The organism is Vibrio sp. 10N.222.55.A1 (assembly GCF_041473835.1).
GTDB classification, from domain to species: domain Bacteria; phylum Pseudomonadota; class Gammaproteobacteria; order Enterobacterales; family Vibrionaceae; genus Vibrio; species Vibrio crassostreae_C.
Genome location: NZ_JBFRSX010000049.1, coordinates 1 through 26,393 on the forward strand (window position 1 = coordinate 1; position 26,393 = coordinate 26,393).

17 protein-coding genes and 2 pseudogenes are annotated in these 26,393 nt (G+C 40.8%); 6 read left to right on the plus strand and 13 right to left on the minus strand.

Annotated elements, in window-relative coordinates:
• Nucleotides 1–338: 338 nt before the first annotated feature.
• The 3 genes from AB4493_RS15365 to AB4493_RS15375 all read left to right on the plus strand — a co-directional run bounded on the left by AB4493_RS15365 (nucleotide 339) and on the right by AB4493_RS15375 (nucleotide 5,625).
• Nucleotides 339–1,652 carry a type VI secretion system ImpA family N-terminal domain-containing protein gene (locus AB4493_RS15365; protein ID WP_371714317.1) on the plus strand — a complete coding sequence of 438 codons (1,314 nt, stop codon included), beginning with the start codon at nucleotides 339–341 and terminating at the stop codon, nucleotides 1,650–1,652.
• A gap of 61 nt (nucleotides 1,653–1,713) precedes the next feature.
• A complete protein-coding gene (gene tssM, locus AB4493_RS15370) occupies nucleotides 1,714–5,106 on the plus strand; it encodes a type VI secretion system membrane subunit TssM (RefSeq protein ID WP_372155360.1) in 3,393 nt (1,130 codons plus the stop codon).
• Nucleotides 5,107–5,172: 66 nt separating this feature from the next.
• The gene (locus tag AB4493_RS15375) at nucleotides 5,173–5,625 is read left to right on the plus strand and encodes an Lrp/AsnC family transcriptional regulator (RefSeq protein WP_017062578.1); all 453 of its coding nucleotides are present in this window, start codon (nucleotides 5,173–5,175) and stop codon (nucleotides 5,623–5,625) included.
• A gap of 29 nt (nucleotides 5,626–5,654) precedes the next feature.
• Here the strand turns inward: AB4493_RS15375 and tssG are convergent, their stop codons facing one another.
• The 13 genes from tssG to AB4493_RS15440 form a co-directional block, all read right to left on the minus strand.
• Entirely contained in the window at nucleotides 5,655–6,653 is a 999-nt protein-coding gene (gene tssG, locus AB4493_RS15380; RefSeq protein WP_029235222.1) for a type VI secretion system baseplate subunit TssG, read from the minus strand.
• Entirely contained in the window at nucleotides 6,650–8,398 is a 1,749-nt protein-coding gene (tssF, locus tag AB4493_RS15385; protein WP_017064523.1) for a type VI secretion system baseplate subunit TssF, read from the minus strand. The genes tssG and tssF overlap by 4 nt, the downstream gene beginning before the upstream one ends.
• Nucleotides 8,399–8,408: 10 nt before the next feature.
• Nucleotides 8,409–8,819: a type VI secretion system baseplate subunit TssE gene (tssE, locus tag AB4493_RS15390; protein WP_017064522.1), complete on the minus strand. Its 411-nt coding sequence runs from the start codon at nucleotides 8,817–8,819 to the stop codon at nucleotides 8,409–8,411.
• A 60-nt stretch (nucleotides 8,820–8,879) separates the two neighbouring features.
• Complete coding sequence (gene tssC / locus AB4493_RS15395) at nucleotides 8,880–10,355, minus strand: type VI secretion system contractile sheath large subunit (protein WP_017067544.1); 1,476 nt, start codon at nucleotides 10,353–10,355, stop codon at nucleotides 8,880–8,882.
• 8 nt (nucleotides 10,356–10,363) lie between these two features.
• Nucleotides 10,364–10,870, minus strand: a complete 507-nt coding sequence (gene tssB, locus AB4493_RS15400) for a type VI secretion system contractile sheath small subunit (RefSeq protein WP_017064520.1) — start codon at nucleotides 10,868–10,870, stop codon at nucleotides 10,364–10,366.
• A gap of 17 nt (nucleotides 10,871–10,887) precedes the next feature.
• Nucleotides 10,888–12,462, minus strand: coding sequence for a type VI secretion system protein TssA (tssA, locus tag AB4493_RS15405; RefSeq protein WP_029235906.1), 1,575 nt, complete (start codon nucleotides 12,460–12,462; stop codon nucleotides 10,888–10,890).
• A 1-nt stretch (nucleotide 12,463) separates the two neighbouring features.
• Complete coding sequence (locus AB4493_RS15410; RefSeq protein ID WP_102333582.1) at nucleotides 12,464–14,455, minus strand: protein kinase domain-containing protein; 1,992 nt, start codon at nucleotides 14,453–14,455, stop codon at nucleotides 12,464–12,466.
• A gap of 667 nt (nucleotides 14,456–15,122) precedes the next feature.
• Complete coding sequence (locus AB4493_RS15415) at nucleotides 15,123–16,076, minus strand: hypothetical protein (protein ID WP_102361670.1); 954 nt, start codon at nucleotides 16,074–16,076, stop codon at nucleotides 15,123–15,125.
• On the minus strand, nucleotides 16,069–17,061 hold the full coding sequence (locus AB4493_RS15420; protein ID WP_372155363.1) for a DUF2169 domain-containing protein: 993 nt from the start codon (nucleotides 17,059–17,061) through the stop codon (nucleotides 16,069–16,071). The genes AB4493_RS15415 and AB4493_RS15420 overlap by 8 nt, the downstream gene beginning before the upstream one ends.
• Nucleotides 17,042–18,361, minus strand: coding sequence for a hypothetical protein (locus tag AB4493_RS15425; RefSeq protein WP_372110363.1), 1,320 nt, complete (start codon nucleotides 18,359–18,361; stop codon nucleotides 17,042–17,044). Before AB4493_RS15425 ends, AB4493_RS15420 begins: the two co-directional genes overlap by 20 nt.
• 25 nt (nucleotides 18,362–18,386) lie before the next feature.
• Nucleotides 18,387–18,872 carry a hypothetical protein gene (locus AB4493_RS15430; protein ID WP_017062589.1) on the minus strand — a complete coding sequence of 162 codons (486 nt, stop codon included), beginning with the start codon at nucleotides 18,870–18,872 and terminating at the stop codon, nucleotides 18,387–18,389.
• Entirely contained in the window at nucleotides 18,872–20,950 is a 2,079-nt protein-coding gene (tssI, locus tag AB4493_RS15435; RefSeq protein ID WP_372155365.1) for a type VI secretion system tip protein TssI/VgrG, read from the minus strand. Before tssI ends, AB4493_RS15430 begins: the two co-directional genes overlap by 1 nt.
• A gap of 74 nt (nucleotides 20,951–21,024) precedes the next feature.
• Nucleotides 21,025–21,543, minus strand: a complete 519-nt coding sequence (locus AB4493_RS15440) for an Hcp family type VI secretion system effector (protein ID WP_012600867.1) — start codon at nucleotides 21,541–21,543, stop codon at nucleotides 21,025–21,027.
• 454 nt (nucleotides 21,544–21,997) lie between these two features.
• Here AB4493_RS15440 and tssH point away from each other — a divergent pair, with 454 nt between their 5' ends.
• From tssH to AB4493_RS15455, 3 genes and pseudogenes are all read left to right on the plus strand, one after another.
• Nucleotides 21,998–24,691: a type VI secretion system ATPase TssH gene (tssH, locus tag AB4493_RS15445; protein ID WP_372110359.1), complete on the plus strand. Its 2,694-nt coding sequence runs from the start codon at nucleotides 21,998–22,000 to the stop codon at nucleotides 24,689–24,691.
• Nucleotides 24,678–26,058: pseudogene (locus tag AB4493_RS15450) on the plus strand (sigma 54-interacting transcriptional regulator); the annotation flags it as partial. The gene tssH and the pseudogene AB4493_RS15450, both read left to right, overlap by 14 nt.
• 83 nt (nucleotides 26,059–26,141) lie before the next feature.
• Nucleotides 26,142–26,306 (plus strand): annotated as a pseudogene (locus AB4493_RS15455) (helix-turn-helix domain-containing protein); the annotation flags it as partial.
• Between the last annotated feature and the right edge of the window lie 87 nt (nucleotides 26,307–26,393).

Consider the following 26,393-nt stretch of genomic DNA (forward strand, 5'->3'; position numbering starts at 1 on the left):
TATTTATGTAATCATTGATAAGAGTAATTATTGATCAATAAAACACCACACACAGGAATAGTTAGGTTCATATTATTTTTCCCAACAAAGACCATAAACGTGACTTTCATCACTGAAACTTTATAAAGCTCAGTCGTAAATTGTTACGTTTTTTGATCTTTTTGTGAATAAGGTCACATAGTGCTGAAATTCAGAACTTTCAAATCTTTTAACATTCAAATTATTCTGTTTGACTATAGAATCCTTGAAAAAATATAAATATAAAAACAAGCGAGGCTAAATTTATTAGTTATCGCTAAATTTCGATTTCGTTATATATACAGTTGGATATCAAGATTATGTTCTCCTCAGATTTCACAAGACGGCCTATTGACGAAGAAAAGCCTAGCGGAACTAACCCAAACGCATTAGATGATTTTACAGAGATAAAACGTCAAATTAATAACCTTAATAAGGTGACAGGGAGAGTATCTTGGAAAAAGGTTCAGTCTCTTTCAAAAACGATACTTTCGAAAAACAGCAAAGATTTCCGTTGTAGTTGCTACTTTACTGTCGCAGCAACACATAATGATGGCTTAAAAGGTTTAGCTGAAGGACTCAGTTCTATTCTGGACTTATGCGTCGTTTATTGGTTTACCGCATATCCAGAAGTTACAAAATCAAACGCAAGGATTGGGGCGATAGACTGGATGGTTGAACACACAGAAAAACGAATAAAGTCGATTAAAACAAACCCCGACGACGTACTGCTGATCGAAACTTGCCATCGCTTATGTATGAGAATTGAAGAAGAACTAAGACTACATTACGGTATAAAAGCACCTTCATTAGGTGGGGTACGTCGAATCTTAAAGCAATGGGTTGATGAACATAAAGAGACCGAAGCAAACCTGCGCGAAGCAGAGAATCAACGAAAGTACCGAGCTCCAGAAGAAAATAAACAACCAACACCAGTGGCTCAACCATCAACCATTAAAATTGATGTGTCAAATAAGCAATCTGCAACAACATCGAAAGTCGACGATAAAACACCCTCTAATTATTTAGTCGTCTACCTGTTAGCCGGATTTCTTGCTTTAGCATTGTCCTCTCACTTCTTTTATAAGCAATACCAACTAAATGATCTGACTAAACAAATCATCACATCTGATATCTCACAACTTAATGAAATAGCACATTCATTAAGATATGAATATGCTCCTATTTCTCAAGATGTTAGACCTAATGTCGTAAACCAATTAGACACACTAATGAAAGGTTGGGTTGCCGATCCAATCAAAGTGTATCAGATCGATATTTTAGACCGATTGACGCTTGATTTGACCAAGCTATATCCGGACTCGTCTTCTATTCTACGATTACGCCAAGAGTTCACCAATGAACAAGAAAAGTTAAACACAGATTACGCCCAACTTCACCGACGCTTTTCTAACGCCAGGACTGTATTTGCGAATGTAATTAGAGGAAGTGAAAGTAAAAAGACAGCACGAGCTTATGAGTACAGTAACTCTCTTTTTCCATTGATTGGCCGCATTGAATATGCAGAAAAAGAACAACAACAAAAAGAACTACAGAAATCTCTTCGGATACTGAACGTCTATTTACACAAAATAAAAACCTTAGAATCAGATCTGTCAGCAAATAAACCGTAAAACTCATAAAACCGTCTTAAGACTCGGTATTACAACAAACTCAAAACAACGAAATAGGCTTATGTTAAAACACAAACTAATGAGGAACCCTGTTGTTATATCAACGGCCATTTTCCTCTTTCTTGCTGCTACGATCGCTGCAATCTATATCCTTTGGCTAGATATAACAGACAAGTTTTACCTATGGATTGCTTTAGGTGCTATAACAATTTTCTATTCGTTGTTTCAGGTAACGTTGTGGCTAAAAAAGAAAAACAACACTAAAGCCCTAAAGCTGGAAACAGAAGAAGAAGCATTAGCCATGGTCATCCGTCCGCTTCTTTCTGGTTCCAATAAAAAGCCAATCTATTTAATGATTGGCAATAAATACGCGGGTCGAACTCAGTTTCTACTTAACTCCAGTGCAATCAAGCCAATGGATCAGACTCGTACTGCAAAGAATGATTTTTTCGAATGGTATGAGTCAGACTCCGCCGTGTATATCAAACCGGATCAACGCCTATTGTTTCAAGAAGTATCAAGTAACGATAGCGCTCTGTGGAACACATTTGTAGATGAGGTCATTAAACACAAGCCTAGAAAGCCATTTTCAGGTTGTCTTTTCTTTATCGATTTTGAATTTTTAATCGTTTCTGAATCAGAGCAAATTGACTATACATTAACTGCTCTGAATCATCGATTAGAGTCAGTAAGTGACAAAACATCATCGGCAATTCCTCTTTATCTAATGATGTCTAAACTCGATAAACTAGAAGGCTTTAAGGAATACATACACTTTAGTTCTTTAAAGACCTCGGTTGAATTTCTATCAATTCCATTAAAGGAAGCTAAAGGTGTATTTGTTGAGTACTACCATGATAGCTTCCGTAATTTAGTAAAAGTAATGGAGAGCAATGCGTTAGATTCGTCGTCTCACTCTAATGACGTTAACGAGAAGCAAGCCATATTAGCATTCCCTAAACAATTCGAATTGTGTCAGTCTGAAATTGCTTCTGTGATAGAACGACTTTCAGAACTCAATACTGGGTCTTATTCTCTTGATATCCGTGAAGTGTTTTTTATATCGAATATCCAAGGTGGTAGAAAATACAACCTATTAGCTAAGAGTTGCAGCAACTACTTTAACTTGCCGATCATTGCGTCGGAACATACTCAGTTAACAGAAACGCCCTATTTTACGCGTTTCTTAATGGACTCTCAGATCCTGCCTGAATCTGATTTCGCAGGTGAAAACAAGACTTACCTTAGGATGATCCAGAGGCAGAGCCGTCTAGCCGTTGCAGCTTCCATTATTTTACTAGGTAGTGGTGCTTACCTGTTTTCAACGACTTTAGATGACAACCTGAGAGTGATTAGTCAGCTTATTGGTATAGATGATTCACAATCGTCTTACCCAAAAGGCAATTCTTTTGAAAGTTCTCTTTCAAGTGCGATCCAAACTGTACAACCATCTTATCAAGCATGGCTTAGTGGCTCACAAGCGCTAGATAATGAACTTGTGAATATGAATGTAAGTCGTCTCGATGAAAGTACGAAAATCGCTTATAACGCCCTCATAATGCAAATTAGAAACCACTTAATGCCAGTAATTGAGCAAGGTTATCGTTTGCAACTAACACAAAATCAAGACAACGTTAATAATGCACTGCCTTTACTAAAAGGTTACTTAATGTTGAATGATCCTACAAAACGCGAGATAAAATTTCTACGTCAGCAAACGATGTCAACGCTCCAAAAACTCAGTGATCAACCAGACTCGATCACGACAGTGATGAAATATTTGGACGCATATTTCCGCACTGATTTTGAACCTGTATCGATCAACATGAATATGGTGCGTGCGACAAGACGTTCTCTACTCTCTAGTTCAAATGTAGATCTTGTGTACGCCAGCTTGTTACAACAAGCAGGTGACATTGATTTAGGCACTTTGAATTTACAGCGAGCAGTCGGTTTCGACTTTAATAATGTCTTCAACGACAACTTGGATCCTCAACGATTAGAAATCGATAAAGTTTACACATCTACAGGCTTCAGTACGTTTTACCGCCCTCGCGTCGATTTAATGTCGCAACAAGTCATCACCGACAACTGGGTATTGGGTTTGTCAAACCACGTAATCCCAACAGACAAAGAACAAGAGACATTCAAGAAGCAAGTAAGAAAAAAATATACGGATGACTACATCAGTTATTGGCGAAATGCTTTAAGCGAACTAAAAGTAAAGCGTTATAACAATATAGGGGAGATTACTAACGCCATTGATCTGATCTCTGGCCCATCTTCTCCGATGACAACGGTTCTAAAACAAGTTTATACAAACACGCAGTTTTCACCGATCGGTCAACAAGGAGCATTAATGGCTCAAGTTAACCCTAAACTTACGGGTGCCGTAAAAGCAGCACCAGAACTCGTTGAAGAAGTTGTAAAGCCTGACTACTTATTAATGAAAAGAGTTGAACAAGCTTTCCACATCTTGAATCAATTGCAAATTAACGAAACCCCAAACTCCCCTACACCATGGGATGAAACGATAACTGCACTGAGCAGAGTTCGTACGTATATGAAAGATATAGCAGACGCACCGGACCCTCAAATGGCAGCGTTGTCTGCAGCACAACACCGGATGAGTAGTACGGATGCCGATCCTCTGATTCGTTTAAAACAAATTGCACAAAAATCTCCTGAGCCAGTAAGAAGTTGGCTTTTAGACGTAGTTAACCAGAGCTGGTCCGTGATGATTTCTGAATCATCAAAAGGAATACAGACTCTTTGGTATAGTGAGATCTATTCTAAGTTCAAAGAGTTAGGTTTAGGAAGGTACCCTTTTGATCTAAGTGCAACAGAAGAAATTTCGATCGAAGACTTTGAGCTGCTTTTCGCATCGGGAGGCTTGCTTGATGCATTTATCGATAAAAATTTCGCTCCTTTTTATGACACAAACCTATGGACGCCAAAACAAGTAGAAGGTGAAATTATGCCTCTCTCACCAGAACTGCTTGTTCAGTTACGAAATTACAATGTCATCAGAGATACACTAATCAACAAGAGTACAAACCGTTTGTACCTTCCATTTAGTGCGAAGGTACTTGATCTTGATTCTAGTGCGATCAGAGCAAGCTTAAAAATAGCGGACTCAAATATCAACTATTACCATGGTCCCAGCAGAATTCGCGAACTTGAGTGGCCTCCTCAAAATGGAGATTTCAATATCAGTATAACAATTCAAGATGTAACAGACGAAGGTAAACAACATGTACTAAGCAAGAATGGTCAATGGGCTATCTATCGGTTATTTGGTGACTCAACGTTAACAAATACCCATAACGGTAGCTTCGTGAGTGATATAAAAGTATCAGGCAGAGATCTGAGCTTGCGAATCACTCCTTTGACTCAGAAAAACCCGTTTACGTTAGCGGAGCTGTATAACTTCACTCTACCCGAAGCTATATAGTAAAAATACAAATACAAATACAAATACAAATACAAATACAATAATAATTCAGAAAAGGCAGAACACATGATGTCCAACATTAGTTTACAAGGCTTAGACAAACTAGATCGTAAAATTCTTTCGAATCTACTCTCCAATGGGCGAGAATCGATTGCTAATCTTTCTCGCAACATCGGCTTGTCGCGAACAGCGGTCGCTGAACGCATCAACAGGCTTGAAAAGACCGGTATTATCAAAGGGTATACGGCACAAATAAGAGTAGAAAATGACGGGAGAAAAGCGGCCAGTTATTTGCTAATTTCTTGTGAAAAAGGTAAGAAAAATGATGTAAGTAATGCATTAAAAGAACTACCTGAAGTCAGACTTACAAGCATTGTTGGGGGGACCTACGACATTATTTCTTTGATTGAAGCTCCTGATCTGCAATCAATACACCATTTATGTAATGAGATAGAGTCTTTCAATGGCATTCGCTCTCTCAATACAACAGTAGTGCTACACCAGCCAATCAGTCGTTAAAAATAAAGCCGCTCTTATGAGCGGCTTTTTTAAATGCCTCCAATTACTCTAATCTTCGCATCTTTCGTACCTGCTTGACCCAACCAAAAAGTTTGCCCCAAACTCGTCCCATCACCTTGACCGAGTTGGTTCTTTGGAACTGAGTCTAAATCAACGGTTAGCTTTAAATCCCAAGACATGGGGTCACGAAGAATAAAACGCATCAACCCCACTAAAGTTTTATGGAAATCTCCTCCATAGGAGAACTTTCGGAACGTCTCGAAATCAATGTTATCAATACAAAGATTAAACTTACCGTTTAGATCTGGGATGCTCTTACCTAAATGTAAATTTGAACCCAAAATACAATTCGTTCTATTTAATTGATTCCTTTGGCATTCGGCAATTTTTACTCTTCGAAAGACCCACTCTTCGATTCGAACACTTGGTAATGAAAAATAGTGCGCAACAATGCCAGAAATCAGTTTCGGAGAGCGTGTCCTGGTAGATAGCTGATTGACGTAAGACAAAATCTTTGCACGATCAAGCCCGATCGTATCAGACTCTTGAATAACATTAGACAACCCTGCTAGGTGCAGCATACGCCCAGAAAAGTCATCTGTTGCATCGCTTTGATACTGAACATGATAACGGTACTTTTTCCAAACACGATAGATTAAACTGGTATATCTATTATGAAAGAAATCAAAGAAGTCTCTAACTGGATTATCATCATCATCTCTACCTACTAATTTTTCTGTATAGTTCGCGGGCAAAGGTGAACTTGAACCGTGTAATCCTAAAAAGTTAGTTTCAATTCTCGAATAGTGCTCACCAGACCTTTCCATATGACTGATGAATTCCATATCACTTTTGGGGAAACAGAGGTTTGGTGAGACACTAAACGCAATTCTCTCTTGATAAAAATATTTGTTTTCACCAACCGCTACAAAATCACTGCCCGGTAATAGTTGGTAGTGCTTCTCTAACAACAAAACTGCTTGAAAAAAGCTAAATTCGTTTATTTTTTCTGATAATTCATCAATCATAAGATTGTTTGCTGTCCAGTTAAACTTGCCCATTGGTAGCTTTCGCCACTGCGTTCATCATAGACTTCTAACTCTGTAAATGAGTTAACACTTGAATATAAGCGTATGAACTCATTCAATACATTTGCCATCAAAAACATGTCCCCTTCATTGACAAAAAAACTAGAGTTCATCTTAAGCTTAAATTGATTACCACGAACGGATACCCCTCTAAACACTCTATCGATAGGTTTCATTTCTGATGAGATAATACCGTCAAGCCTGTGCAACGAAGCCCTATGAGCCTGCCTATCCACTCTAGAATGGAAGTCATATGTAGACAGTAAAACCTTGAGTACATCAATATTAGAGAGCGATAGATAATTCAATGACATATTAGCAATCAGTTGCCATTGGAGTTCGCCATTCACTTGCGGGCTAACAGATTGCGTAGGTTTAGTAATATTACTAAACGTGGCGTAAGTTGGAGATTTATGTGTGGTATATATGATGTCTCCTACAGACAATCTTTCAGACAAATCTGCATTACTGCACAATAACTTCATCAAAACCGTTTCGGTTCCTAGGTCTGCAATATCCCCATTGTGGGTATGAAAAGATATATAACGCTCAAGCCCTCTTCCACTCACTCGCTCTGAAACTTTTGACTTGTAGAAATCACGTTTATCTCTTTGATTTATTTGGTGTTCAAAGGACTCAAATTCAATAAGAGATTTTCGTCGCCTTTCATTTTTGCTCCAACTTTCTACTTGGTTTATTGAATAAACTTCGTAGTGATCCTGGTTGTCACTCTGTGGCCGAACTTTATACTCATTTCGGCGATGTTCAAGCCGAATTGGATCACCATCTTTTTCGAATAGGTTCACAGCTGGCGTGCAATGTAACCTTAAGTGCTTATCTTTCAGGACAACTTCGGCAGGTAATGCTCTCTTAAAATGGAATTTAAGGTTCACGGTACTTCTTTGTGGTATCCCTTTTAGCCAATCGAGACCCGTAATATCAAAAAACATAAATTTGTCTGGTAAAGAAAAATATTCTTGCAACAAACGATAACCTGCAAATGAATTGTCGCTATATGGCAGTATCGCTTCGTCGTCTTGGTACCCAACCGGTTTAACAAATTCAGGTCCAAGTTTACGTTTATACCCACCGCCCACGTCTAACTCGACGTAGTCTAAGTATCTAAATATCCATAAGAAAAGAATTCTAGTTATATGGATCTCACCATGTAAATGAAACCTTAATTTATCTAACCCGATACGAGATAACTCTAGCCCATGTTCAGTCGCAAGTGTCACATCAACAGATGAGCTTGTTCGACTGTTGCTTTGGTCAATGCTTGTGATTTTTAAGGGGAAAAGCTCTACGTCATAGCAGGTTCTGAATAAACATTGCGTACCTTCCACTTGTTCACTAGCCATCTCAGCCCCGCGCTTTACCACTGTTTTTTCAGTGACACTTCCGGAGTGTGGCGTTAGTTCGCTAATGCATAACGAAGGAATCGAGCGCATGTAATGTGGCCACAACAGCGTCATTAACGACTGAGTGAGCTCTGGGAGTTCATCATCAATCTTTTCTCTAATACGGCCAGTAAGAAACGCAAAACCTTCAAGAAGACGTTCTACATCAGGATCGAATGTTCCTTCAGACAAAAAGTTGGTCAGTTTTGGATTGTACTTGGCAAATTCGCTGCCGGATTCTCGTAGATATGTGAGTTCATCTTGAAAGTATTTACTGTTACTCAATGGGCACCTACTAAACGTTAAATTGGCCGTCAGTTCCCATATAGACATCGATAGACATCGGAACTTTTCCACCGTTGTGTAAGACTTCTCCGCATATGCCAAAGCCTAATTGAAGAGGGTTGTTGTGATTTTCTCGGTAATGTACTTCAACACTTCGTAGCCGAGGTTCGAAGCTTTCTATTGTGGAAGTGATGTTCTTTTGGATGTGACGAACTAAATTGGTGTTGTTCGATAGAACATCATTGAAATCAGGTAAGCCATATTCCCGATCGATCATTGAATTACCCGCATGAGTATTAAGCAAATCAGCAAGGTGCAGATGAATGGATTCAATTAAATGCCTATGTGAAACCACTTTTTCATAACAATTTTTCGGCTCACCAAGTTCAATTCGTTCTAATAATCGGTAACCTTTTTCCATATAACACTCTAAGAAAAAAAGCAGCCAGTAAACCTGGCCGCTTATTTATTTCCAAACTTATTATTGGTCTAGCTTACCAACCAAAGATAAGTCAAAGCTCGCGCCCATGTACTTGAAGTGAGGACGAACAGACATCGATACTTTATACCAACCTGGGTCACCCTCAACGTCAGACACTTCGACTTTAGCCGCTCGTAACGGTCGACGACCACGAACTTCTGCTGGCGGGTTCTCTTGGTCAGATACGTATTGACGGATCCATTTATTTAGCTCAACTTCCAAATCGGTACGCTCTTTCCAAGAACCAATTTGCTCACGTTGAAGTACTTTAATGTAATGAGCTAAGCGGTTAATAATGAACATGTAAGGTAGCTGAGTACCCAACTTGTAGTTCATCTCAGCTTGCTTGCCTTCAGGTGTATTCGCAAACACTTTTGGTTTTTGAACTGAGTTTGCCGAGAAGAACGCTGCGTTATCAGAACCTTTACGCATTGTTAAAGCCATAAAGCCTTCTTCTGCAAGTTCATACTCACGGCGGTCAGAAACCAGAATTTCGGTTGGGATCTTAGTTTCGATCTGACCCATCGCTTCAAAGTTATAAACCGGTAAATCGGTTACCGCACCACCACTTTGCGGGCCAATAATGTTTGGACACCAGCGATATTTTGCAAACGACTCACTGATCTTTGAAGCCATAGCATAAGCTGAGTTACCCCAAAGGTAATTGTCATGGCTGTCCGTAACCATTTCATCGTAGTCAAACGCCTTAATTGGGTTGTCTTCAACTGAGTATGGCGTACGCAGCATAAAACGTGATGTACACAGCCCAACATAACGTGCGTCTTCGTGCTCACGGAATCCGCGCCACTTAGTATACTGAGGACCTTCAAATACCGACTTTAAGTCTTTTAAGTTTGGTAATTCTTCATAAGAATCTAAACCAAAGAATTGAGAAGATGCAGAAGTAATAAATGGTGCATGAGACATAGCACCTACATTACCCATATATTCCATTAGTTTAATATCAGGCGAAGACGCAGATAGTTGGTAATCACAAATAACGGCACCTACAGGCTTACCACCAAATTGACCGTATTCACGAGTATAAATCTGCTTATATAAACCTGATTTCACTACTTCAGGAGCATCTTCAAAATCATCCAGAACTTCGTCTTTCTTAGCCGAAATAAGTTCGATTTGAATGTTTTCACGGAAGTCCGTGTGATCAACAAGATATTTAAGACCACGCCATGTTGATTCAATCGCTTGAACTTCTTCGTTGTGAAGAATTGCATCAACCTGTTTAGACAACTTTTGATCAATCTCAGAGATCATCAAATCAACTAAAGACTGGTCTACTTTTTCTACTGTTGAGCTGCTTAATAACTCACCAATGAATGCTTCAACGCCACGCTTTGCAACGTCAAAACCCTCATCACTAGGTTTAATGCGAGTCTCATTTAAAATGCTATCCAGAAGAGAGCCTGACTCAACTAGAGCGGCTTCTTGTTCTGGTGCTTGTGCTTCTGCCGACATGATCTTCCTTACTCTGCTTTTTCGCCTTGGTCTGCACCAATGCTTAGTTCATCCAAAAGTTTCTTTCTTGCTTCTTCATCTTGAAGAACTGCTGCAATCTTCTTACGGAAAGCAGGTACATTCCCTAGAGGGCCTTTCAATGCAACCAAGGCTTCACGAAGTTCTAGTAAACCATTCAGCTCAGGAACGCTCTTCGCAATCGACTCTGGAGTAAAGTCCTTCATATTTTTGAATGTAATATCAACGCCAATTTGCGCACCTTCTTCATCAGAAAGACGGTTTTCAACATTTGCTTTGATATTCGGTGCGTAACCTTCTAATACTTCGTTAAAGTTATCTTTATCGATATTAATCGGATTACGCTCTTCGATCGGAGTTTCATCTGCACGAGCAGTGAAGTCACCGACAACCATCATACTTAGGGGCAGTTCAACATCATCAGACGCATCGCCTGTTGCTGGAACATAACGTATATTAATTCGCTCTTTCGGAGCCACCGAGCCATCACGTGACATAATTAGTCCTTTCTAGTTTATTGCTGGTCATAAATTGTTTCCCATTCGCTATATCTCACAGGTAAAAAATCCTTAGTTCGATATAGTTCCTTTAGAGTTTTTTGAATTAGATTTTCTAAAGAAAAAAACAAATGGGGTTCCCAAATTGATAGATTTAGTTCCTTAGCCACCGCCCAACTTTGTTCCAAGTAAGGCAAGCACAAAGGGTATAAACCAACACTTTGGTAGGCTTTCACTAACTTTAAGTGCAACATGAATTGTCCACGACCGGAGTTATCCAACTCGAGTTTGTTTGACAGTTCAGCCACATATTTACCCAAGTCACCTAGGGCAATATCCTCCATCTCAGATAGATCATCTTCAGCTACAACAATAGTTTGAATTATTGACGACTTACCCGAAGGACAAGCGTTACCTGTAGACAACCAAGTAATCGTTGCTTCATCCGCAAATGGAATAGAATTTTTGAAAGAGAGGTTCTCAATTCCCTCAAAAGAATCGACAAATCTCTTTGTTTCTTGCTTTACAGCCAACGCAGCTTCGTCATACCCAAGATTGTCTAACATTGAATAAACGAAATAATGCCCAGTCAGCCAAAATGGCGCATCAGTAAGTGTTCGCTCTAAACGCTTGATCGTATCGATATCACTTTCTTGATTTGCTTTATCTCGATATTCCGCCTGCTGGTCTGATGACACAGCGAGGCTAAGAGGCGTTAGATTGTCTTTGTGATCAGGTAAACCATCAACGTCGGCCCATGTCAGGTGACGGTAAATCCGATATCCTAAAGGTTCAGTCGGATTTGAATGCACCATGATCTCAGACACTTTTTTTAACGTACGCTTTGATGCAGCCGGAGATGAAAAATCTGTGTCAACGTCTACAGTGCTGTGCTCTCGAGGTTTACTTCGTTTCTGATTAGGCGTGGTGTGCGTCTTCGGACTGTCAGCTTCGTGGCTTTGTGGAACGATCGCTTTCTCGGACAGTGCAACAACATCAATGAGCGGTTCGGAATCAGCCAAACTGTGTTCAACCAACGTTTCTTCATTTAAAGATGCGTTCTGCATTAGTTGATTCAAATGACTTTTTAATTCGAAAAAGTCTACATCAGAGTCTTGAAATATCTCGTCAAACTGACGCTGGATACCTTCAGTTAGTGTGATACATCGAGATAGAACTTCCCAGTCAAGGGATTCTGCAGACAATTTAGTCGCGACGAGTTTGAATTGATGATTGAGCCACTCAACAGCCCCATCTCTACCTCTTTTACGTTTAGGGTATAACTCATGACCAAAACGACTGATTGAGTCATTGAGCAAAGATAATCCTTCCTCAAGCCCTATCTCGCCTTTGTCCTCTACCAAAGAACGGATCAGATAACAAAGCGCTTTAAGATCCTTACTATGCTGACTTAGCACTTCAATCGAATGGACTTTTACTATATGCCAGTCAACAGTCTCACCAAATAATGAACCAAATTTTTTCACTTCGGCTTCCATCATTTCATAGCAAAACTCGTACCTAGCATCCTCACCAGTTGGTGAGTGTTCAGATATTGGTGCTAATAGCGTTTCAGTATCGATCAGACTCAAGTTAACCTCTGCTTTCAGAATTGTAATTTCTAATTGCTCGCTCGATTGCTATAGCACCTCGCGCTGGTTTAGATAGTTGATGACTTTTGTCTATAGAATCACTTGCCATACTATTAAGAATTTCCGTTATTTCGCTGAATTTCTTAGGGGCATTAGTCTCTAGATCAGCTAACGAGTCGTGAAGTTTCTGTCGGCCAAATACTGATTGTTCAGTTACAGTACTGAACAAGATAAATTCGCTTCTTGCTACTTTTAGAGCTCTTACTTTAGCTTTCAATTTTGGCGTGTTACCAAAAAATGATTGCGCAGCTTCTGCCTCAAGAATTGCTTTGGTGTAATAATGCTGCTTTGCATTTTTCTCTATCGAGGCATCTATTCCGCTGAGCACTTTTCGCGGTAATACATGACTATAAAAGTAGGCTCTTGACTGGTTTACTTTCCAAGCAGTTTCAATATCACTGTCTGCAACATCTGATTTCCCATCTAAGATGAGTTCGACTAAACGCTGTTCTTGATTCCCACCAAAGGCGGCAATATTTTGTGAATTGATGGTCGCCTTATTCAGACTTGCCATCGTTTCCGTCAGCGCTTTATCTGCATAAGGAAATAGAGAGCCGTCACTGTTCAGTTTTTCTCGCAAAACAACGAGATCATGCCGGATCGACATCAGAGTTTTAGGAAGTAGATCGACCGCCCCTTCATATTCATTCAAGTCCGATTCATAGTTTTTATACAACTTAGCTAATTTGCTCTGTTGGACTTCATAAGCTTCTCGGTAAGGAGCTGTCGAGACGACATCTTTTTCCATATCTTGTAACGCGAATTCAATATCCCATGGAGACTGCGCTAAAAAAGACGCGGTTTGTGCAGGTTTAATAGTGCTCACAAGGCTACTTGAACTGCTGGTAGATTTAACAATCGATTTCCATTCAGGCTGACCTTGGTTATATAAATATGTGCCAGTGATAATTACGACACACAGAACCAAACTCGCTTCTAAGTATCGGAGTCGACCACTTTGAATTCTGTCAATAGTTCGATGTTTGGTTAGAACGAGATCAGCATTCCGTAAACTACTAAATAAGGGAGCACTTACATCAGCACCAAATTTTTGGGTATCGATCTTAGCTAGTTGCTGCGCAAACGAAGTCGCTGTATACCTGTGCTGTCGAGGGTTGTTGACAACATCTTTAATTAACTTCCATACATGGTTAGGGATTAAACCTGGTCGTTTTTTTGCTTGTAATTGAGTTGTCCAAGCATCACCAAATGCAGCACCAAGAAATAGATGCCCAGTTAATAACGCCAATGAATAGACGTCATCTTGAGGTTGAGCCACGCCAGACTTTATAAATGCAGGAGACGCATAGCTCATGCTTGCTTCAGCGTAAGTATTAGATTCACCAACATAACGAGCAGCACCAAAGTCGATCAACTTTACATAATCGGACTCTGTAACAATAATGTTTGAAGGTTTAATATCTAAATGGCAGACACCTCTCGTGTGCATAAACTCAAGCGCACCAGACAATTGATATATCAGCCACGCAATATGGTCATGCCTAAAACCTTTAGGAGTATGACGAGCCATTTTTTCAGCCAAAGATTCGCCCTGAATCCACTGATACATAAAGTATGGTCGATCGAACTCTTTGCCTATTTTAATGAAATCAGCAACACTCGGATGTTGAGACATCTCAAGACGACTGGCTTCATTAATGATTAATTCATTCGCAAGTTCAGATGAACCTTCATTTAGAACCTTACAGCAAACCTGTTTTTCAGGGTTCCCTTTCTTGGCCAGGTGATAAACAGTCGTTTTGCCATTTTTTGAAGGTAATGTATCTAACACGTCAAATTGGGAGAAAATCACATACTCTAGCTTGGGCTTATTTTTATTAGCCATATTCTGAGCTTGCTGATTTTTCTTTTCGATCGCTTTCACAACCAACTTATCTAGATAACCTTTGGCTGTCCCTTGCTTTTCTGGCACGCTAAACTCTTTATCAAACGAAATAAATTAATGCTGGATAATAATTACTGTCCAATACCCTTTTCAATAGCAGTATTTAAAACCATCGGTAAGACTATTAATTCAGTTATTATTACTAAACAACCGAACATTACGACAAACGCTTTAACTAACTATTTTTGGCTAAAAATTAGGGTACTTATCCACGTAAATAACGAACTAAACATACATTGTTAACTGAGTCACATTTTTAGTTCATTCTAATAAAAACGAATTGTTCGTTTATCTGAGTAATGTTCAGAAATAATATTGATTATCTCTATAATTGGAATAGGTGTTTGGGAAGTGGATTCACCAAATAGGAATTAGGAATAGTTCGATATCAAGTGAGTATGGTAAAGCACTGAAATACTGCTCACTTATCATAAAACCATCAAGCCCCGCTCCTAAGCTTGAGTTCGTCATTGGAATGTACAACGCTATACTTAATTACGATGATAAAAATACACATCAGTTTCATCAAGGTGTTACAAATTTAGAGATAGAGCGGTGCAGCAACTAAAGCGGCTTGATGAATAAGGTGGATCTAAATAAACGCTAAGACTAACTTTGTCTACTGAATCGCCTTTCAGATAATTGTCGTGTGATAATGATTATAATATAAGCGTTTCGTATCACGGCTATGCAGTCAGGTCTGTTTCATACAAGTGAGTTGGAGCAACGCCCTTTCTCCTTTAACATCAAACATTAACAGGGTTACAGGGCTATTATGCGTTACCTCTTGGATAGTGCAGGCCATTAATGCCAATGCAGAACAACTACCCAATGTACCCCATAAATCATTAATTAAAGTGGGCTGCTGTGGGTTATCAAAACATTCGGCGCGTGCACCTAACGCGAACCCATAATCTTCAGTATGAGACCTCAGATTAGTCATATCAGAGAATACAGGCCCAAAACTCTTGATATTGCGACTCGCATTCCTGACGAGCTTCATTACTGACCTTCGCGTTGTATTTGCAGGTTCTACTTCGAAATAACCTAACTTTGCTTTGGGTTTAAGCTTTAACGTTTGCACCAAGTTATTCCGACATAACAGTAAACCCGCCCCGCCCTCACTCGGTATTATGCCCCATGGATTAGTTGAACTCATGACATCTCCAGCTTCGATTAAGTCACTGAGATCATCAACAAGTGAATCTACTGAGATACTCATTATTGCATCGAATTGGTTCAACTTAGCCAATGATGTGGTCAAGTATGATGGTCCACTTTGTTGAACCACTTCATAACGTGATATTGAATCACAATGCTTACATTCACTTAACCACTGACTCATCTCCACAGCAGAAATAGAGCCCGGTACATTGACGAGTAACGGAATAGGCTTTAATGATGTAGGTAACTGCTTTAAAAGAGAGTCGATCAAGCTCTCAATAAGCACCGAACACTTGTCAAACAATGATGTACTGGAAATGTATTCAATACTAGCGTACGTGAATCTTTCTATCCCATCACCGGCCACTTGCTGATCGAACCTTCCCAAATCCGCTTTGGCAACTGTTGTGGCAATATCAAGATTCATGCCCGTTGGTGTCATGGCTTCCATACCAATAACGAATCGTGCTGAATTGTTATTCATTATCCGACAACTCCTGTTTTTTATGGATCTTCGTTGACACTAAAAGATGCTCCTCGCCTTGACATGGAAAGGCAGCGCTGTAACTGATTGAAAGTATGCGAGCCTCTGTATCAATGAAAACCGTAGAAATAGGCATATCTACTTGATAGTTGGCATTTTTAAATTGAGCTTCTGCTACATACATCTCTTTGGGGAAACGGAAAGAGAGTGCATCATTATGGCAAAAGCCACTCATCATCAATCGTTCACCGCCAGATATGAAGCCTTTGCATTGTTGGTCTAGTGGCGCACTCTGATAAAAACGCTGGTCAAAGTCTACGGGATAAAGAGGTTTCCTATTCTCTAGCCAATCGTCATCAAAAGTGCCAGCATATTGCTGACGAGCCCCGAAAAATGGGGCTAACGGGCCAAATCCAGCAACCCGTGTATTCTTGGGTGTCGCACTCCAATCTTCTGTTGGATAGAAAACAGAAGGAACCTTCTGTTTTAATAGTTCACCTTTGCTATCAGCAACTCCTCCACCGAGTCGATTTCTTAAATCGCCGCCTATGGCACATGAGAAATCGATCTCTTTTTCGACAAATGGGAGTGGTTTACTCAATGTTACACTGCCACCATGCTCAATCCATTGCCTATCACCAAGTACCGAGATGGTTTTATCAATGTGACCGTCAATCAAAAGCCGACACTCGTGGTACGTAACTGCCTTTTTTGCATAGCTTCGTGCCTTACCGAAAATCAGCACATCAGTATTGGCTTTGACTATGGCAAATTCATGGTCTACTTTCATGGCGGAGAGCCCCGCTTCACCCAAATAAATCGGATCGTCGTAAATCTCTGACTCTTCTTGCTCCGTCCAAACTGAATCTACGAGTTTCCAAGAGCGTTTTCCAACAACAACCCACACCTCATCGCCATTCTGATCTCGTTGGAATCTGCCTTTAATAGAAAGGTCAGGATGATTCTCAATATCCCACAACTGCATTATTATTCCTTAAATTGAACCTTTCTGAGGCTGCTGAATTCTGAGTTAATCGTGTGATATTCCAGTTTTGTTGATGAGCAGGCATAGTAAAATCCCAAGGAATGTATGATCGAGTGTGAAGACAAACCTGTCGCCAAATCCAAACCCTAAATACGGTACTAACCTGAGTATCGAACATGGCTTGTATACTGGTTTCTAAGGTCAAAGGTTGCCCCATTCGACTTGGTGATACTTGTATGTAAGCACCACTTTCAACCCACTCTGTTAACTTTATGAGTATTTCATCCCATTCAATGTCGAGGCCAAAATTTTCTGGTGTCACTGGCATACGTTGTCCATAGACAATATAGAGCGCCTGAACCCATTGCTCGCCATCGAACTCATCAAGGCTTAACATCAATTCAACTATTTCAGGAACGTGCTCATTCAGGCCATGTAAAACAAACTCAATTGGCGCCAGCGCACCGCTCGTATCAAACTTGGAAAACTCTTTGAGTTCTAAAAGTTTGGCAAAAGTAATGACTTCAGGATCAAAGACACCATCGACGGATACACCGAACTCCTTACGAAACCATGTATTCCTGTCTTCCTTCGCAAGTAATCGTTCAAACAAATTCTGACTGCCCGCAGTATTTTCAACTAACCAAATGACGCTCTCTGAATCATTTTGTAAAGATAAAAACGAATGCGTTTTATGATCGGAAAATCGTTTATCTTTGAGCCAACGTTTTAATAAACCGACAGTAATACTCTGACGTAACTGTATGCATTCAAGGAAAAGTAAGGGAAGCTTACAACCACCTTCAACCATTCCGATGATCACAGAGTCGATGTCTGATAATGATGACTGAACAACTAGCAATTTTGCGGTTTGGTAATCCAAATCATCAAGTATCGATAAACCACAAAGTAGGTTTTCGTGCTCTTGTCCAATTTCAGAATTCAACATGAGCCAAGCATAAATGGTTGGTTCGCTCTGCTTTAATTGATGAATCAATCCCGGAGCCAATCGATAGAAAGACAAATAAACATTTTTTAGGTCTTCAATCTGACGCTCAGCCAGCGCTAAATACTCCAGTTTAACGCTTGGGTATCCCCTTTTGTGTACTTGTAAGCGTTGCTTTAACAAGAAACCGAATGTCTCCGAAGCCAGTGACAGCTTTTCATTACACATATCCAGCCATTTGATAGGAAGCTCGTTCAATAAAGTGAGCGTAATTTCCGCATTAGCGATGGCCAGTTCCACATCTTCATTAGTAATCGGCTGGTTTAGTTGATCTATACCTATTTTTTGACGCATCCGGGAATCCAATCTAGTAACACGATCAATTGATCGCAATGGTGCCGCCTTGAATTTTTTGAGCCTTCTCAGCTTGAGAAGTCACATATTTGGCTTTGGTGGTAATTCGGCCATCACGGCCGCTGTAACGAGTCTCTGTTTCGCCACTTCTCACAATTAACTCTTGTTCCGTTTCAATAACCATTTTCTTTGCTCTCAGTACAAATTCATCAGAATCATCTAGAATGGAGAAAAAGATATCTGTGACTAAAGGGAGATTAAAATCGTTATTTAAAAATTCGATACGACATGAAAGTTTGTTATCAATAGCAAGTTGTAACTCGGCTAATTTGAACCCCCGCCCCAACCTCGCATTTATTGGTTGCTGTAAAGGGTTACCTTCGAAATCGACACGAACACCACTTTTAGATTCGTTAATCGATACAATTGTTCCAAAACGCGAAAAGCAAGCCGTTGATTCGGCTTGCTGTTCGGTGATGGTTTGGATAATTTGGGTTTGTTTTTCCATCATTAATTGATCGCTACGTTTCCACCTTTGACTACAACTTTATCGCTTCCTTCAATGGTTATTGAAGAACCGGACAACTTGATAGAACCATCACTATTCATCACTAATGAAGACCCACCCGTTTTCAGTACTATCTTGTCACCGCTTATGATCTGGGTCGCACCATCGGCTTTGTATGAAGTATTTCCTTTAACAGAAACCGTTAAGTTGCCACCAACCGTTTGGTTATCATCAGCTCCAATGTCAGAACTTTTTGAAGCACCTACCGTTAAGTTGCTATTTTCGCCCACATCCAAGTCATCATTCTTACCAATCTTGGTAATTTGATTGTCTCCAATTTCTAGATCAGAGTTATTCTTAACATATTGAGTCTCATTGGCATTGTAAGTAACGGATACATCTTGTTCGACAGTTTCAGTAAACGTACTGTTAACTTGGGTGGTCTTGTGTCCGTCAATGGTCTCTTTGTGATCACCGTGAACATCATTTGTCTGATGGCGTGCAACCTTTAAAAACTCATCTTGGCCTATGTCGCGATAACGGTTATTTAAAACCTTGGTCGACATGTCCTTTTGCGCATGAATGTAGACTTCTTCTTGGTTAGCTTCATCTTCAAAGCTCAACTCGTTATAGCCTGTCCCTTTATGCGTTTGCGTTCTAAAAGTTGTCCGCGTTTTGTTCTCTGGTAACGAATATGGAGGATAATGAAGTCCGTTATAAACTGCGCCAGTAACTAATGGCCTATCAGGGTCTCCCTCTAGGAAGGTAACAACCACCTCATGGCCGATGCGAGGTAGGTATACCGCCCCCCAAGTCGGTGCAGCCATTGATTGGCTAACTCGAATCCAACAACTCGAATGCTCATCGCTCTCGCCATAACGGTCCCAATGGAACTGGACTTTGATTCGCCCAAGCTTATCGGTATAGATCTCTTCACCTGCAGGCCCCACGACAACCGCTGTTTGCGTACCTTCAACCAAAGGAGCTTCAAGTTTTGGAGCTCTAAACTCAACATGTCTAGGAATACACGCGAACTGATTATGATATGTAGTTGGCAGACCATTAGTTTCGTCTTCATGCACCTGAGGGTCATGACCACTATGCATCACCGACAGCATGAGGTAATCGCGGTTAATTGCCGAACGTGGATGCTCACTGATACTAAAACTGTATCCAGACGCCAGTCTCATGACATTACTGGTCGCCTCTACTTGCTGATTATCTACAACGTGCTCTGACATCCATTCATTTGATCTTACTTGCCCCATTGCTGGGTCAACGTAACGTCCTGGAAAATCGAATAATTTCAAATCTAAATCGAGTTCGCCGGAGCTGCTCATTTCCTGAGGGATCTTCGGAAACTCGTAGTTATAGTCAGTGTAAGTAACGTGGCCGGTTTTCACTCGATTCACAAGTTCAAGATCAGAGATATGCTCGCGATCTGCAACACCACCACCATCAGCATGATAAACAATAGGACCCAAATAAGACCCGTTAAGTGGTGAGCTCAATAACTCAGCTATTGCATCATTACTGTCGACAATAACCATTGTGTGGTTAGCTTCTGTATGCTCAAAGTAGTACCACATACCATGCTCAGCCAAAATTCGTTGAACAAACTCTAGGTCTGTCTCTCGATATTGGAGCACGTATTCTTTTGAAGGATATACGCCTGACAGCTCTAATCGATAATCAGTTACTGACGCATCATCTAAAACTTCAGAGATGATCGCCGACGCTGATTTTTGTTGAAATATTCGGCAGTCTTGTCTTTGGCTCAAAAACCAAACTTGCGGAACAAGAGTCAGTTGGTAACGGGAGAATCTCCTACCCGATCCAAGGTAGCGAACTTCATTAACTACGCCGTGAAAGCATCTCGCTGAACTGACACCTTGGCCATATAGAGTCAAGCTACCTGGTTTACGGATAAGTGCATCAAATGAGATATCAGGATCAAGTGAAAGTAATGATAGGCTGATTTGAAAAGGCTTTGAAAGCTCTTCGATTACCTGAAAGCTCTCCACACGAAAATCATGCTCAGAGCCTTGCAGTTCAAACTTAAATTCTACGTCATTCACCATATCTTTTACCTGATACTAATAATAGAAATAGGGCCAACAGCAGTTGTTGACCCTTTGTTTTTCACGAAAAGCGATTAAGCTTCGCGTGGAGCACGCCAGTCATCGTTACCAGCAGTACCACAGTTCTCGTGAGTTACTTCGATTGCACGGTAAGTCAGCTTAAGTACTTCTTCAGTTACACGATCTGAAGTTGCAGCGTCTTGACAGTGATTCATACGAGTTTGAATATCTACAAGTAGTGCATCAATTAACTTGATTGAGTAGTAGTGCTCTTGCTTACCTTGTACTGAAGTACGGTAAAAACGGATTACACACTCAGGAAGCTTTTCGCCAGACACTAATGCGTTGAATAACAGAGGTGAACAACGGTCTTGTACTTTAGTTACTACTACAGGGCGGTGAACACGTTGACCTGTTGGTTGGCCACTTTGTGGGTCACGTGGAACTGTTAGTACGTGATCAAGTTCTTGAACTAGGAACTCATCAACGTGAGCTTCTTGCCAAGTGTTACCTACAGAATCTGCAGAGTAAGTATCTTTAGTAATGTGACCTTGAGTTTCACCATTGATAGACATATATGCTGGAGTTGGCATCGATATTTCCTTTTTAAAATTTATAATTCATTAATTCACCAAATCGCTTATCACCGCGACTGATTAAGCTAATACAAACATCATGCCAACTTTATAAAACCAATGAATACAGTCAGTTACAAAAAATCACCCGTTATAAACATTATATTTAACAACAATTTGTTGTTTATAAAAACGATTTATTGAACGTGGATACTAATAAATTGAATTTAAAACACAAAGGCAAAATAACTATCTCGAAGATTAGAAATAAAGTCAAAAAAACTAGTAATTAAATCATAACACCTAGACTATTTATTATTTTTAACGGGATTTTAAATATTAGTCAGATAAAAAGCCAAAACAAACAATAAAAGTAACCAATAAACAATAGTAAATTCATCACCGAATAAAAAACCAGTTATCAATTTTAGTATAATTGCTGCATCCCATATACATAACTAATAGAACTAAAATGATAAATATAAACCTTTCCTCTTTAATACAACGTCTGCACCCTATTGTAAAAGTCGCTTTAGAGGATGCCGCTGCATTAGCCGTATCGGAAAAAGCCAATGAAGTGCAAATTGAACACTATCTATTAAGCTTATTAGAAAGGCCAAATAGTGATTTTGATATCTTATTAAGTCATTTCGATTGCTCAGAGACCATTTTAAGGCAATCCATTCGTTCGACTTTAGATACCAACACAACAGGCAACGGCAGCAAGCCCGTTTTTTCTTCGCTTTTAATCGAATGGCTTCAAGAAAGTTGGTTGGTCTCATCTTTAGATCTATCCGAAACTCAGATTCGCTCTGGCGCCCTACTTCTTACACTCGTGAGTAACCCACTACGCTATGGTCAGCACGGCTACGCTTCAATCTTAGACGGTGTAAACCCAGATACCTTAAAGCGTAACTTTTCTGAACTCACAACAAACTCTCTAGAATCTTTAGCAACGACATCAGAAAAAACCGACGCACGTGAAGATGGTTCGGCATTAAGTAAATTCACCACCGACTTTACCGGCAAAGCAAGAAAGGGCGAGATCGACCCAGTATTCTGCCGTGATCAAGAAATCAGACAAATAATCGACATCTTGGCGCGACGCAGAAAAAATAACCCAATCGCCGTAGGTGAGCCGGGAGTTGGTAAAACAGCGGTGGTAGAGGGTCTTGCATTAAAAATTACCGAAGGAGATGTGCCAGACTGCCTCAAAGGTGTTGAACTATACGGCCTAGACATGGGCTTACTTCAAGCGGGGGCAAGTGTAAAAGGTGAGTTTGAAAAACGCCTTAACGCAGTACTAGATGAAGTGAAGAATTCACCGACTCCAATCATTTTATTTATAGATGAAGCTCACACGCTAGTTGGGGGAGGCAATCAAGCTGGAGGCAGCGATGCTGCCAACCTACTTAAACCCGCTCTAGCACGTGGTGAAGTAAAAACAATTGCTGCCACCACATGGTCTGAATACAAAAAATATTTCGAAAAAGATCCAGCTCTGGCGCGCCGTTTCCAACTGGTAAAACTTGATGAGCCGTCGGCTACTCAAGCAGCATTGATCATCCGAGGCTTAAGACCAGCCTATGAAAAGTCACATAACGTATACGTACGTGACGACGCAATCACTGCCGCAGCAAACTTAGCTGATCGTTACATCACTGGACGTCAACTGCCAGATAAAGCAATCGACGTGTTAGATACGGCTTGTGCTCGCGTCAATATTAGCCTTAATGCAACACCGGCACCTGTTGAAACATTACATCAAGAAATTGCCGCTGCGAATCGCGAGCTCGAAGCTCTAGAACGTGACCAACTTCAGCAAACTGGTGACAAACACAGTGCCGCTTTAATTCCTGAGCTAAAAGAGAAGATTGAAAAGGCCACAGAAGAACAAGCTACCCTTCAGGTTCAATGGAAAAAAGAGCAATCTCTTATTCAAGAGATCATAGAACTGCGTAGTCATCTTTATAGCCTTACTACTCCTTCGACTGAAGAAGACAGCGCTCCTATAGCTGACAATACGCTTCAAGATGATGACGCACTAACAAGTGACAAACCAAATTGTCATGAATATTCTGAAGAGCAGACTCGCGAAGCTATTCAATCTTGTAACGAACGTTTAGATAACGTGCGCGGTACCAATCCGCTCGTTCACTATGAAGTAGGTCCAGACGAGATTAGTCATGTTATTTCTGATTGGACAGGCATTCCTATGGGTAAGATGCTTCAAGATGAGTCGCAAGCGACCTTAAACTTGAAGCAAAATCTAATTCAAAACATTAAAGGTCAAGAGTTTGCCATTGATGCGCTTGCTGAAGGTATTCAAACCGCAAAAGCAGGATTGGGCAACCCAGATGCACCAACGGGCGTTTTCTTATTGGTTGGCCCAAGTGGTGTAGGTAAAACAGAAACAGCTCGCGCTATCGCCGACCAAATGTTTGGTGGTGAACGTTTCATGACGACCATCAACATGTCTGAGTTCCAAGAGAAACACACTGTGTCTCGCCTTATTGGTTCTCCTCCTGGCTATGTTGGTTTTGGCGAAGGCGGTATGCTAACCGAAGCAGTACGTCAGCGCCCTTACTCTGTTGTTCTTTTAGATGAAGTTGAAAAAGCAGACCCAGAAGTACTCAACCTGTTCTATCAAGTTTTCGACAAAGGCACACTGAATGATGGCGAAGGTCGTACCATCGACTTCAAAAATACGCTCATCATCATGACGAGTAACCTCGCGACACATGAGATTGAGTCTTTGGTTCACCAAGCGAAAGACATTGATGCCAATATCGTCGCTGAAGCCATTCGCCCAACGTTGAATCAACACTTCAAGCCAGCCTTGTTGGCTCGTATGTCCGTGTTGCCATTCCTTCCACTTTCAGACGCAGCAATGACTGATATCATCCATCATAAACTGAAGAAAGTGTCTGAGCGCCTGCAAAGCCACCACAAACTGGCACTTTGCTATGGTGATAACTTAGTAGAATTCGTATTAGGCAACTGCCGCCTTGCAGAGACGGGAGCTCGAAATATTGATGCCGTTATTAACCGTCAACTATTGCCGCAGCTTTCGACTCAACTACTGGTGAATGACAAGGATGATTCACATACTCAAATTGACGTTTCTGTGGACGAGCAAGGAACTCTAACCTATGCGTTCAGCTAACCATAGTGAGCTTAGTAACGCCCTACTTGCGATCAGCCAATCTCTGGCTGATCGCAGCCAGTTAGCTCAAACTTTGGATGCCGTTCTCACAGCAGCAAGGCAAATGACTTTCGCGAAACATGGCATCATTTACGTGCTTGACCAAACCGGTCAAGCCTTGATTCCGAGCACTGCACACCACCATGAAAAAGTCATTGCCTCACATCCTTGGGAACCACTGCAGTTAGACACAGTAAGTGAAGCCGACCCATTCAACTTCGCCGTACGTAACGGCGAAGTTGTCTTGATCAATGAGCTATACACTTATAATGGTTATGACTGCGAAGGCATCTATCAAACCGAGCAAACGTTAGGTCTAAAAAGCAACAACTTACTTGCTTGGCCATTGATTGATGATGAAGGCAAAACCATTGGATTATTGGTTTTGCTCGATTTAAGCGTTATCGATAACGAAACCGCACTTACCGAGTTTTGCCGAATGGCGGCAAGTAATATTCGCCATGCCATTTGGTTAGAGCAATATGGACAAGTGATTAAGAGTTTAAGCGCCGATAACCAAGCATTGGTCCGTGAAAATACTCAGCTAAAAAAGCGGACAAAGAAAACCTATCAAGGTCCGATCGCTGAAAGTGAAGAGATGGTCAATGTATTGAGCCGACTTGATAAGGTGCTCTCTCTGCCTGTCGACGTCTTACTAAGAGGCGAGACAGGTGCGGGTAAAGAAGTCATTGCAAAATACATTCACGAAAACTCGAATCGTTCAGATCAAGCATTAATCGTTCAGAACTGCGCCGCAATTCCTGAACAACTTCTGGAATCCGAACTTTTCGGACACAGAAAAGGGGCATTTACCGGTGCAGACAAGGACAAAGTTGGCTTATTTGAAGCAGCAAACGGTGGCACCCTGTTCCTAGATGAAATTGGCGATATGCCAATGCTACTTCAAGCTAAACTACTGCGTGTGCTGCAAGAACGTAAAGTTCGTCCTGTTGGTGCCAACAAAGAAATTGAAGTGGATGTCAGAGTCATTGCAGCGACACACTGTAATTTAATGCAGCAGATTAAAGACGGTGGCTTTAGGGCCGATTTATTCTATCGCTTGAATGTTTTCCCTATCACTTTACCACCACTGAGATCCAGACAAGCGGACATTATCCCACTTGCTGAGCACTTTGTTCAGCACACCACGACGATGTTAGGCTTGCCTCAATCACCAGGCTTGAGTGCTAATGTGAGAAACCAACTGCTCGCTTACCCTTACCCGGGTAACGTGCGTGAGCTTAAAAACATCATCGAACGCTCGGTTCTGCTTTCCGATTTCGAAACCATTACTCAGATTGAGTTTGGTGAACAGATCCCTGAAGAGGTAGAACACCATCAAGTCGTTGCTCCAGTTACATCGGCAATACAGCCCACGTTTGAACCTGAACCTCTAGGAGATGACGATGTCGCAGTTGGCCTAAAAGAGGTCGTCAGCCAATACGAACGTACCGTAATTATTGACTGCTTAAACTCTTGTAATTGGCACACGAAACGAGCGGCAGAGCAACTGTCGCTTCCATTAAGTACGCTCAATCACAAGATGAAGAAATACGATATTTCTGCGGCGGGTTGAGCTCCGTGGATGAGCAAACTGAGCAGATCGATTGATTAAGTTCCGATTGACAATAAAAACCGCCCGAAGGTTATATATAGTAACTTA

Excerpts from the sequence above, each read along its gene's own strand:
- AB4493_RS15365 (WP_371714317.1), top strand. The coding sequence starts at position 339 with ATGTTCTCCTCAGATTTCACAAGACGGCCTATTGACGAAGAAAAGCCT.
- tssM (WP_372155360.1), top strand. The coding sequence starts at position 1,714 with ATGTTAAAACACAAACTAATGAGGAACCCTGTTGTTATATCAACGGCC.
- AB4493_RS15375 (WP_017062578.1), top strand. The coding sequence starts at position 5,173 with ATGATGTCCAACATTAGTTTACAAGGCTTAGACAAACTAGATCGTAAA.
- tssG (WP_029235222.1), bottom strand. The coding sequence starts at position 6,653 with ATGATTGATGAATTATCAGAAAAAATAAACGAATTTAGCTTTTTTCAA.
- tssE (WP_017064522.1), bottom strand. The coding sequence starts at position 8,819 with ATGGAAAAAGGTTACCGATTATTAGAACGAATTGAACTTGGTGAGCCG.
- tssC (WP_017067544.1), bottom strand. The coding sequence starts at position 10,355 with ATGTCGGCAGAAGCACAAGCACCAGAACAAGAAGCCGCTCTAGTTGAG.
- tssB (WP_017064520.1), bottom strand. The coding sequence starts at position 10,870 with ATGTCACGTGATGGCTCGGTGGCTCCGAAAGAGCGAATTAATATACGT.
- AB4493_RS15415 (WP_102361670.1), bottom strand. The coding sequence starts at position 16,076 with ATGAATAACAATTCAGCACGATTCGTTATTGGTATGGAAGCCATGACA.
- AB4493_RS15420 (WP_372155363.1), bottom strand. The coding sequence starts at position 17,061 with ATGCAGTTGTGGGATATTGAGAATCATCCTGACCTTTCTATTAAAGGC.
- AB4493_RS15425 (WP_372110363.1), bottom strand. The coding sequence starts at position 18,361 with ATGCGTCAAAAAATAGGTATAGATCAACTAAACCAGCCGATTACTAAT.
- AB4493_RS15430 (WP_017062589.1), bottom strand. The coding sequence starts at position 18,872 with ATGATGGAAAAACAAACCCAAATTATCCAAACCATCACCGAACAGCAA.
- tssI (WP_372155365.1), bottom strand. The coding sequence starts at position 20,950 with ATGGTGAATGACGTAGAATTTAAGTTTGAACTGCAAGGCTCTGAGCAT.
- AB4493_RS15440 (WP_012600867.1), bottom strand. The coding sequence starts at position 21,543 with ATGCCAACTCCAGCATATATGTCTATCAATGGTGAAACTCAAGGTCAC.
- tssH (WP_372110359.1), top strand. The coding sequence starts at position 21,998 with ATGATAAATATAAACCTTTCCTCTTTAATACAACGTCTGCACCCTATT.